8 protein-coding genes are annotated in these 9,012 nt (G+C 72.6%); 7 read left to right on the plus strand and 1 reads right to left on the minus strand.

Going from position 1 to position 9,012, the window contains the following annotated elements; genetic code table 11:
* Positions 1–119 precede the first annotated feature (119 nt).
* On the minus strand, positions 120–1,391 hold the full coding sequence (locus tag EAD89_RS29035) for a glycosyltransferase family 4 protein (protein WP_121677917.1): 1,272 nt from the start codon (positions 1,389–1,391) through the stop codon (positions 120–122).
* A 24-nt stretch (positions 1,392–1,415) separates the two neighbouring features.
* Between EAD89_RS29035 and EAD89_RS29040 the strand changes: the two genes are divergently transcribed.
* The 7 genes from EAD89_RS29040 to EAD89_RS29070 all read left to right on the plus strand — a co-directional run bounded on the left by EAD89_RS29040 (position 1,416) and on the right by EAD89_RS29070 (position 8,870).
* Positions 1,416–2,276: an Fpg/Nei family DNA glycosylase gene (locus tag EAD89_RS29040; protein ID WP_121656483.1), complete on the plus strand. Its 861-nt coding sequence runs from the start codon at positions 1,416–1,418 to the stop codon at positions 2,274–2,276.
* Positions 2,277–2,540: 264 nt separating this feature from the next.
* Positions 2,541–4,112, plus strand: a complete 1,572-nt coding sequence (locus EAD89_RS29045) for a sugar transferase (RefSeq protein ID WP_199723547.1) — start codon at positions 2,541–2,543, stop codon at positions 4,110–4,112.
* A 38-nt stretch (positions 4,113–4,150) separates the two neighbouring features.
* On the plus strand, positions 4,151–5,377 hold the full coding sequence (locus EAD89_RS29050) for a sensor histidine kinase (RefSeq protein ID WP_121656485.1): 1,227 nt from the start codon (positions 4,151–4,153) through the stop codon (positions 5,375–5,377).
* Between the two features lie 31 nt (positions 5,378–5,408).
* Positions 5,409–6,170 (plus strand): LytTR family DNA-binding domain-containing protein, encoded by a 762-nt coding sequence (locus EAD89_RS29055; RefSeq protein ID WP_121677918.1) that lies wholly within the window; start codon positions 5,409–5,411, stop codon positions 6,168–6,170.
* A gap of 140 nt (positions 6,171–6,310) precedes the next feature.
* Entirely contained in the window at positions 6,311–6,973 is a 663-nt protein-coding gene (locus tag EAD89_RS29060) for a DUF5701 family protein (protein WP_121677919.1), read from the plus strand.
* Positions 6,974–7,113: 140 nt separating this feature from the next.
* Entirely contained in the window at positions 7,114–7,791 is a 678-nt protein-coding gene (locus EAD89_RS29065; protein WP_121656487.1) for a response regulator transcription factor, read from the plus strand.
* Complete coding sequence (locus EAD89_RS29070; RefSeq protein ID WP_121677920.1) at positions 7,788–8,870, plus strand: HAMP domain-containing sensor histidine kinase; 1,083 nt, start codon at positions 7,788–7,790, stop codon at positions 8,868–8,870. Before EAD89_RS29065 ends, EAD89_RS29070 begins: the two co-directional genes overlap by 4 nt.
* The last annotated feature ends 142 nt before the right edge of the window (positions 8,871–9,012 follow it).

Here is a 9,012-nt window from a genome sequence, read left to right on the forward strand (position 1 = left end):
GCATAGGGCCGACCCGGCGGGCGGCACGCATCCCCGGCGCGGCGGGCGGCGCGACCTTGCCGGCCCGGCCCGGTGGGTGGCACGCGGCCGGGACGGCGGGCGGCGGCAGGGCCGGCAGGTCAGTGGCGGTGCGCGGTGCGGGCCATGCCGGCGTAGACGTCGATGAGCTGCTTGGTGACCACGTCAGGGTGGAAGGTCCGCTCGTAGCGGGCGCGGGCGGCCGGGGCCACCGCGGCCGCCCTGGCCCGGGCCACCGGCAGGGCCGCGGCCAGCGCGGCCGGCTCCGGGGCGACCACCCAGCCGGCCTCGCCGGCCTTGATCCCGGTCGGCATCGGCGACGCGCCGCCGTCGCCGGCGACGGCGGAGGCGACCTCGGCCGGCCCGGTGCCGGCGGGCTCGTGCGGGGCATCCGCCCCGACCAGGTACGGGATGCCGCCCAACGCCGTACCGAGCACCGGTCGGCCGCTGGCCATCGCCTCGATGATCACGGTCGGCAGCACGTCGTGCCACATGGCAGCGGCGATCACCACCGCGCTCGCCTCGACCGCCGCCCGCACTCCGGTCCGGTCGAGCTGACCGAGGTAGACCACGTCGGGTCGCTCAGCGGCGGCGGCCTCCACCAGCGGGCGCAACTCGCCGTCCCCGGCGACGCGCAGCGTGCCCAGTGCGCCCACCGGATGCCGACGCCACGCGTCCAGCAGCAGGTCGACACCCTTTTCGGGGCTCAGCCGGGCCATGTAGAGAAAGCCGTCACCGAGCGGCGCAGGCCGGCCGGGGTCCGGTACGGCGTTCGGCTTCACCACGATCCGTTCGTCCGGAATGCCGTACTCGCGCAGGTGGTCGGCGATCGCCGTGGTGAGCGCGATGTACCGGTCCACCGACCGCCACGTGCCCCGGTGCACGGCCAGGGTGGTCGCCATCAGCGCACTCTGCGCCGCCGAGTCGCGGTAGCAGCGGTGCTTGATCGCCGGCACCCCCAGCGTGCGGCCCTTGCAGTCCTGACAGATCACGCCGTCGCGGAAGTAGATCCCCGAGGAGCAGACCTGCCGGTAGTTGTGCACCGTCTGCACCACCGGCACGCCGTGCCGGTGCGCGGTCCGCACCACCCAGGGGGAGAGCAGCGGGTACGGGTTGTGCAGGTGCAGCGCGTCCGGCCGGTGCTCGGTGAGCAGCCGGCTCAGGTCGTGCTGGGCCCGGGGGGCCCAGATCGGCGAGATCGGCAGCAGCGCCTTCGCCACCTTCGACATCGACGGGATCTCGTCCGAGCTGCGAATGAAGGGCAGCACCTCGACGCCGGCGGCGGTGAGCTGAGCGATCTCCGAGTCGACGATCGTGTTCTCGCCGGAGGGCTGGGCTTCCCGGTACCGGTTGTGTGCCACCACGATTCTCACGGGAAAGAAGGCTACCGTTGGCTGGTGCCCGAACTACCGGAGGTTGAGGCGCTCGCGGGTTACCTGCGGCAGCGCGCGGTGGGGCGGCGTGTCGACCGGCTCGAGGTCGCCGCGATCAGCGCCCTGAAGACGTACGACCCGGCACCGACCGCGGTCGCCGGGCGGGCGGTCGTCGACGCCCGCCGGCATGGCAAGTTCCTCGACGTGGTCGTCGACGGCGATCTGCACCTGGTGGTCCATCTGGCCCGGGCGGGTTGGCTGCACTACCGGGAGGCATTCCCGGCCACCACCCCGCTGCGCCCCGGCAAGGGCCCGATCGCGCTGCGGGTCCGCCTCGACGACGGCTCCGGTTTCGACCTCACCGAGGCCGGCACGCAGAAGAAGCTGGCCGCGTACCTGGTCACCGACCCGTCGGCGGTGCCGGGCGTGGCCAAGCTGGGCCCGGACGCGCTCGCCGCGGACCTGCCCACCTTCGCCGAGCGGCTGCGCGGCCGGCGCGGGCAGGTCAAGGGGGTGCTGACCGATCAGGCGGTGCTGTCCGGCGTGGGCAACGCGTACTCCGACGAGATCCTGCACGCGGCGAAGCTGTCCCCGTTCGCGATCACCGACCGGCTCACCGACGACCAGCTCGCCACCCTGCACGCGGCCACCCGGCAGGTGCTCGGTGACGCGGTCCAGCGGTCCCTCGGGCAGCGGGCCGCGGAGCTGAAGGGCGAAAAGCGCTCCGGGTTGAAGGTGCACGCCCGCACCGGCCTGCCCTGCCCGGTGTGCGGTGACACCGTGCGGGAGGTCTCGTTCGCCGACTCCAGCCTCCAGTACTGCCCGACCTGCCAGACCGGCGGCAAGCCGCTCGCTGACCGACGGTTGTCCCGCCTCGTACGGTGAGTAATCACACGTGGCAACTACGGAGCGGAATCGTCCCGAGTGAGCAGAAGCTCCGGTCCACGGTTCCCGCCACGCGTGCATCCATCGGTATAGTGGCCCGGTCCCCGGCTTCTGAAATGGTGCGAAGCCGGCCAGATCCCGCCGGCACCATCGGTCGCCAATCCTTTCCGGGGCCGCGACCGGTCGGAGCCCACGTGGGAGACTGGGACGGTGGGCGACCCGGGCCCTCACGGCGAGTGAGCGGCACGTGTCATGCGGGAGGACATGGGTGAGGTGACGGCAAGCCTCCAGCGCCCGGTAACCAACGAAGGCCGGAGCAGACTCGTGCGGCACGTCGACAGCTTCGAAATTCAGCCGCCGACGCCGCCGTCGCACAACGGCGTCCCCCGGTCGGCTTGGGCCAGGGCGCGACGCCGTGTCTCCCGCTGGCACCGCCCCTACACGGCGATCCTGCTCGTGCTCGACTTCGGGGCGGCGGCGTTCGCCAGCTGGATCGCGATCCAGCTCTTCGACCAGGCGGCCTCGGGTTTCTCCGGCACCAAGCAGGACCCGACCTGGTTCCACACCATCTCCTACCTGCTGCTCCCGCTCGGCTGGGTGATCATCCTCTGGAGCAACCGGGCCTACGACCGGCGTTACCTGGGGCTCGGGCCGGACGAGTTCAAACGGGTGATCCGGGCCTCGGTGACGGTCGCCGCGAGCGTCTCGTTCCTCGCCTTCGCCACGGTGACCCAGCTCTCCCGGTATACGGTCGGCACCGCGCTGGTCGGCGCCACGGTGCTGATCCTCTGGGGCCGTTTCGTGGCCCGCTGGGCGCTGCACTACATCCGCCGGCGGGCCGGGCAGGCCGCGCACCGGATGGTGCTGGTCGGCACCCTGCCGGAGTGCCTGGAGGTCTACGCGGCAGTCACCCGCAACCCGAACGCCGGGCTGGTGCCGGTCGCCATCCACATCACTGACGGTTACGCCGCGGCACGAGGGATGCCCACCCCGGTGCCGGTGCACGCCGGCCGGGACGTGCTGGCCCTGGTCCGGGAGGTCGGCGGGGACACCATCGCGGTCTGCGGGTCGGCCAGCGCCGAGCCGGGTGAGCTGCGCCGGCTGGCCTGGCAGTTGGAGGGCTCCGGCGTCGACCTGGTGGTCGCCCCGCAGCTCACCGACATCGCCGGTCCGCGGGTGCACATCCGGCCGATCGAGGGTCTGCCGCTGCTGCACGTCGAGGAGCCGACCCTCTCCGGGCCGGCGTTGCTGGCCAAGAACCTTATGGACCGGGTCGCCGCCGGCCTCGGTCTGCTGCTGCTGATCCCGCTCTTCCTCTCCATCGCCGTGGCCATCCGGATCTCCGACCCCGGGCCGGTCTTCTTCCGTCAGCCCCGGGTGGGGCACGAGGGGCGCACGTTCCGGGTCTGGAAGTTCCGGACCATGTACGTCGACGCCGAGGATCGGCTGGCCAGCCTGGTCGACCGGAACGAGACCGACGGCATGCTGTTCAAGATGAAGGAGGACCCGCGGGTCTTCCCGGTGGGCCGCTTCCTGCGGGCCTCCTCGCTGGACGAGCTGCCGCAGTTGATCAACGTGCTCTGGGGTGAGATGTCGCTGGTCGGGCCCCGCCCGTTGCCGGCCGACGACGGCGACTTCCTGGGCGACGTGCGCCGCCGGCTGCTGGTCCGCCCCGGCATGACGGGCCTCTGGCAGGTCTCCGGCCGCTCCGACCTGTCCTGGGACGAGTCCGTCCGGCTCGACCTCTACTACGTCGACAACTGGTCGCTCGCGTACGACCTGAGCATCCTGTGGCGCACCGTCGGAGTGGTGCTGGCCCGCAAGGGCGCGTACTAGGGGTTGGCTCGCCGGCCCGCAGCGGCAAGGATCGCTGCGTGGGTGGCAACCTCTCCGCCGTCGTCGGCGTCGTCTCACTGGTCACCGCGCTGACCGCGGCCCTGTTGGCGGTGCTGCGCCTGCGTGCCCGCCGGGGCATCGCCACCGCCACCCAGCGGGCCACCTACGAGGTGCTGCACACCGCCGGGCTGGCCGCCGAACCGCTGCGGGCGGGGCTGAGCGCGGCGGGCGCGGCGAAGGCCGTACGCCATCTGCGGGCTCTGGTGGGGGCGGCCGGGCTGGCGCTCACCGACGCCGACGAGCTGCTCGCCCTCGACGGACGCGGCGGGCACCACGGTGAGCAACTGCTCGCGGCGGCCCGCCGTGCGGTGGAGACCGGGCGCTCGACGGTGCTCGGTGAATCCGAGCTGCACTGCGACCGGGTCGACTGCCCGATCCGGGGAGCGGTGGTCGCGCCGCTGCACGGCGCGGACGGCCGGGTGGTGGGCGCGCTGGTGGCGATCGCCGACAGCCCTCCGGCGCCCGGACTGGTGCAGGCCACCCTGGAGACCGCGCACTGGGCCGGCAACCAGCTCGCCCTGGCCGAGCTGGACTCGTCGCGGGAGCGGCTGGCGCGGGCCGAGATCCGGGCGCTGCGGGCGCAGATCAGCCCGCATTTCATCTACAACGCGCTGACCGCGATCGGCTCGTTCGTGCGCACCGATCCGGAGCGGGCCCGCGAGCTGATCCTGGAGTTCGCGGAGTTCACCCGGTACTCGTTCCGGGCGCACGGGGAGTTCACCACGCTGGCCGAGGAGCTGCGCTCGATCGACCGCTACCTGACCATCGAGCGGGCCCGGTTCGGTGACCGGTTGCAGGTGCGGTTGCAGATCGCGCCGGAGGTGCTTCCGGTGACGCTGCCGTTCCTCTGCCTCCAGCCGCTGGTGGAGAACGCGGTCCGGCACGGGTTGTCCCGCAAGCCGGGCACGGGCATGGTGAGCATCGAGGCCCGGGATGCGGGCGCCGAATGCCACATCACCGTGGAGGACGACGGGGTGGGAATGGATCCGACCACGCTGACCGCCGGCATCGCCGAGCTGGCCCGCAGCACCGGCGACCCGGGTGACGACACCGGCCAGCACGTCGGCCTCTCCAACGTCGACGAGCGGCTGCGGTCCGTGTTCGGGGACCGCTTCGGCCTGGTCGTCGAGACCGGGCTCGGCTCGGGCACCAGGGTGAGCATGCGGGTGCCGAAATTCCACCCCGGCGTGCGGGCCGGATCGTGAGCGCGCGCGACGAGCGACCGGGGGCCACTGAGTGAGCACGACCGGTTTCCTCCGCGTGCTGGCGGTCGACGACGAGCCGCCCGCGCTCGACGAGCTGGCGTACCACCTGCGGGCCGACCCCCGGGTGGCCCGCCTGCACACGGCGGGGGACGCCACCGAGGCGCTGCGGCTGCTGCGCGACGGTGACGTGGACGTGGTGTTCCTGGACATCCGGATGCCCGGCCTGGACGGCATGGAGCTGGCCCGGGTGCTGCGCCGGTTCGCCCGGCCACCGGCGATCGTCTTCGTCACCGCGTACGACGACGGCGCGGTGGACGCCTTCGACCTGGGGGCCACCGACTACGTGCGCAAACCGGTCCGGGCCGAGCGGCTGGCCGAGTCGCTGCGCCGGGTGATCGGGTCGCGGGTGGTGCCGTCGCATCCGGCGGCGCTGGCCCGGGCCGAGGAGGATCCGACCATCCCGATCGAGTTGGCCGGCACCACCCGGATGCTGCCCCGTTCGGCGGTGCGCTGGGTGGAGGCCCAGGGGGACTACGCCCGGCTGCACACCGCGGAGGGGTCGCACCTGGTGCGGGTCTCGCTGGCCACGCTCGCGGAGCGGTGGGCCGACGCCGGTTTCGTCCGCGTGCACCGGTCGTACCTGGTGCAGTTGAAGTTGATCGCGGAGCTGCGGCTGGTCAACTCCGGTTACGTGGTGGTGATCGACGGGACCGAGCTGCCGGTGAGCCGGCGGCACACCCGGGAGCTGAAGGACAAGCTGGTCCGTGCGGCGAAGCAGGACTGGAACCGCTGACCCCGGCTCCCAGCCCTGCCCATTCCTCGCCGTTGACCATCACGGTCGTACTACGGGGCGGTCGCCCATACAGGTTGCATCGGCCAGCGGGAATAACCCCGGACTGTCGTACGTCGTACGGTATCCGGGACGAACGACGAATGGAGCCGCCCGTGTTCGACGCCGCCACCGAATTCGACCGTCAACTCGACCGCCTGGTGGAGCTGGGATATCCGGCGCTCGCCGACCTGACCGAGGACGCCTTCCGTGGTCTGGTCGCCCCGCTCCGCGCGGCGGCGATCACGGGCGCCGCCGGGCTGCCCGCACCGACCGAGGGCCGCGTGCCGTTCCTGCTGGTCATCACCCGCGACCTGGCGACGGTCGAGCAGCGGCTGGCGCTCACCACCCTCGCCGGCAAGCGCAAGCCCGGCTTCCTCGACCGGCACTACGGCGAGGACGACCTGCCGAAATTCGATCCGATCAAGGAACTGGAGGTGCCGGCGGGCCCGGCGTACCTGCTCTTCGACGTGGACCGTGGCGAGGAGACCCTGAACCTGGCCCCCGCGTCGGCCATGGAGGTGATCACCGGCCAGGACCGGCTGCCGCTCACCATCGACGAGGGGATCGCCTTCGTCACCCTGTATCCGGCGGCGCTGGCGAAGAACAAGTGCTTCTCGCTGGTCGGCTCGCGCTGCGGCGACAAGCGGGTGCCGGCGATCTGGATCAGCCAGGGCGCGCCGAAACTGGGCTGGTGCTGGTACGGCAACCCGCACACCTGGCTCGGCTCCGCCTCGGCCCGCCCGCAGCGCGTCGGGCTGGAGTGAGAACGACGCCGGTGCGGGCTCTCCGGCGAGGCCCGCACCGGCGTCGTCCACCGGGTTATCCACAGGGGTGACCCGTTCTCCACAGGTTATTCACAACGCCACCCACTGATCTCCACGCCGGCTCCCTACAGTCAGGGCCCATGAAGGAACGCCGGGTACTGGTGGTCGAGGACGAACGGACCATCGCCGAGTCGGTCGCCGCCCGACTCCGCGCCGAGGGATTCGCGGTGGAGATCGCTGCGGATGGGCCCAGCGCGGTCGAGCAGTTCCGAACCGGACGGCCGGATCTCGTCGTCCTCGACGTGATGCTGCCCGGCTTCGACGGCCTGGAGGTGTGCCGGCGGATCCAGGCCGTCCGGCCGGTACCGGTGCTGATGCTCACCGCCCGGGACGACGAGACCGACCTGCTGGTGGGGCTCGCGGTCGGCGCGGACGACTACCTCACCAAACCGTTCTCGATGCGGGAGCTGGCCGCCCGGGTCCACGTTCTGCTGCGGCGGGTGGAGCGGGCGGCCACCCCTGCTCCGCCCGCCATCCGCCTCGGCGACATCGAGATCAACGAGGCCGAGCGGCGGGTCCGCCGGGCCGGTGCGGACGTACACCTCACGCCGACCGAGTTCGACCTGCTGGTCCACCTCGCCGGACGACCCCGGACGGTGCTCCCTCGGGAACGGCTCCTCGCCGACGTCTGGGGATGGGCCGAGGGGAGCGGCACCCGCACCGTGGACAGCCACGTCAAGGCCCTGCGCCGAAAGCTGGGAGCCGATCTCATCCGCACCGTGCACGGAGTCGGCTACGCCCTGGAAGTGCCGTCATGACCGCCACCCTGCTCACCCGGCTGGACCGGGTGCTGGAGCTGCTTCCCCGCCCGCTCGACCCGGTGCGCTCCATCAAGCTGAAACTGGGCGTGCTGCTCGTCGCCTCCGGCGCGGCAGGACTCGCCTACTTCTCGTACGGCATCGGCTGGCCACCACCGGTGACTTCGGCGACCGCCATCGCCGTGGCGCTGCTCACCTCGCAGGTGCTGGCCCACGGGATGACCTCGCCACTGCGGGAGATGACGGCGGCCGCCGGGGCGATGGCCCGCGGCGACTACACCCGCCGGGTACGCGCCACGTCCCGGGACGAGGTCGGCGAGCTGGCCCAGGCGTTCAACAAGATGGCCGAGGACCTGCACGCCGCGGACCAGCGCCGACGCGAGCTGATCGCCAATGTCTCGCACGAGTTGCGCACGCCGATCACCGCGTTGCAGGGCGTGTTGGAGAACATGGTGGACGGGGTGGCCGCGCCCGAACCCGCGGCGCTGCGCTCTGCGCTGGCCCAGACCGAGCGGCTGGGGCACCTCGTCGCCGACCTGCTCGACCTGTCCCGACTCGACGCCGGGGTGGTCCCGCTACGGCGGGTCCGCATGGACGTGGGGGACTTCCTCGACGAGGCGGTGGAGCACGCCACCGCGAGTGCGACCGGCGCGGGGCTGGACGTGCGCTACCAACTCCGCGAGTTGGAGACGCCCCTGACCGTGCTGGCCGACCCGTGGCGACTGCACCAGGTGTTCGCGAATCTGCTCGACAACGCGGCGCGACACAGCCCGCCCGGCGGCACGGTCCGGTTGAGCGCCGAGGAACACGCCGGCCAGCTCCGCTTCGAGGTGAGCGACGAGGGTCAGGGGATCCCCCGGGCGGAGCGCTCCCGGGTGTTCGAGCGGTTCACCCGCGGCGATCGGTCGGCCGGCGGCGGGACCGGGCTGGGCCTGGCCATCGCCCGGTGGGTCGTCGAGCTGCACGGCGGCCGGATCGGAGTTCTCGATCCAGCCGGACCGGGTCGGCGGGACCGCCCCGGCTGCCGCATCCAGGTCACCATCCCGCTCGACGGGTCACCCCGAGAAGAGGCCGCATGACCAGCCCTGCCCGCCCCGCCGGCCCGCAGCCCGTCGCTGCCGGCGGGCCCGGCCAGCCCGGGTTCGGCCCCGGCCCGGCGCTTCCACCGGTGGCCGGTCGACCCCAACCCTGGCCCCCGAGGCCGGCCACCGGTGGAAGCGC

This window comes from Micromonospora sp. BL4 (assembly GCF_003667505.1).
In the GTDB taxonomy this organism is placed as follows: domain Bacteria; phylum Actinomycetota; class Actinomycetes; order Mycobacteriales; family Micromonosporaceae; genus Micromonospora.